Genomic DNA, 1,397 nt, shown 5'->3' with positions numbered 1-1,397 from the left:
CATATATGGTCTCCTCCATTTTTGCAAAATAATATTCAACCGTTTTGACAGGGATAGATTTGCTTCCATATATTCGGCTTCTCGTTGGGATATTCTCATCCCGAGCCTTGATGAAGTCTGCACAGTTTGTCCTTGACACCTTGACGGATTATTACATCCTAAGGGGGGTACAGGTTCTCAAACTGCCGGTCTTACCTATGTTGTCATCTGTCGTCTATTATCGCCGCAAAATCGTGGTGGGTACTGCTTTTCTCTTACTTTACTTACTTAAACAGGTTTATCTACACGGCATGGTTTTCCTCATAGGGTTTGCCACTGACTATCACAGCCCAGGCTATCCGCGCCAGTTTATTGGCCAGGGCAACCGTAGCTTTGTTCTTGCCTTTCTTTTCTACCAGTCGGGTCACCCAAACATTCAGGGCATCGTCCTTTTTATGCGCATGGTTCACAACGGACCTTGCGCCATTGATCAGCATTTTACGCAGGTACGGGTCGCCGCGTTTACTAATGCCTAATAATACAACCTTTCCGCCGGTGCTGTGTTGGCGTGGCACGACCCCGACAGAAGACGCTACATGACGCCCTTTGGCGAAGGCTTTGCCATCTCCGACTACGCTGTAGTAGCTACTGGATAGAATGGGGCCATACCCTGGAATACTGTGTAACAGCTCGATCTCTTTGTGAGGCTCTGACGCTTGGTCAATCAATTTACCCAGGTCTTTTTTCTGCTGTTCAAGTTCGCATAACTGCCTGTATTTCAGTGCCAGGGCATCTCTGAAGGTTGGTGTTAATCCATTCTCTGCATCCTCCAATACCGCCGGTAAACTTTTCCTGAGGGTGGCGATGCCTTGATTGAAGATGATCCCAAACTCGGCGAGTAAACCTCGTAACTGGTTACTCAAAGCCGTTCGATCACCTATCGTGCTCTCGCGAAGCCGATGCAGTGCCTGCATGCTTTGTTGTTCAATTGTCTTGGGCGTGATCTCGCGTAACCCGGGCACCCGACTCGCTTCGGCTATCGCCAGGGCGTCGTTGTAGTCATTCTTGTTCCCTCTAAGGTGGGCTTTTACATGTTGCGCAGGCAGCAGCTTTACACGGTGCCCTAATTTTGTGAGTTCACGTTGCCAGTAGTAGGAACTCGCACAACCTTCCATGGCTATGGTACAGGCGGAAAGGTTCGCAAAATACGCAAGCAGCTGTCCCCGTCTTAACTTCTTCCTGGATACCTGCTTGCCATGCTGATCCAGGCATACCTGATGGAAAATTATTTTTGCTATATCAAGTCCGATTGTTCTACTATTCATGGTGGTCTCCTTTTCTGTTAATTGAATGATTTACATCTCCAATTATGGCACTTTGATGCCGCATTAAAGAGGAGGAGACCATCTCATCACCTT

The 1,397-nt window shown here is 48.0% G+C and carries 1 protein-coding gene; it reads right to left on the bottom strand.

All coding sequences use genetic code 11. The annotated features are described in order from the left end of the window. Positions 1–281: 281 nt before the first annotated feature. Positions 282–1,304, bottom strand: a complete 1,023-nt coding sequence (locus tag Q1A31_RS20870; protein ID WP_299881736.1) for an IS110 family transposase — start codon at positions 1,302–1,304, stop codon at positions 282–284. Between the last annotated feature and the right edge of the window lie 93 nt (positions 1,305–1,397).

This window comes from uncultured Cocleimonas sp., assembly GCF_947495625.1.
Lineage (GTDB): Bacteria > Pseudomonadota > Gammaproteobacteria > Thiotrichales > Thiotrichaceae > Cocleimonas.
This window is presented reverse-complemented; position numbering and strand designations above follow the sequence as displayed.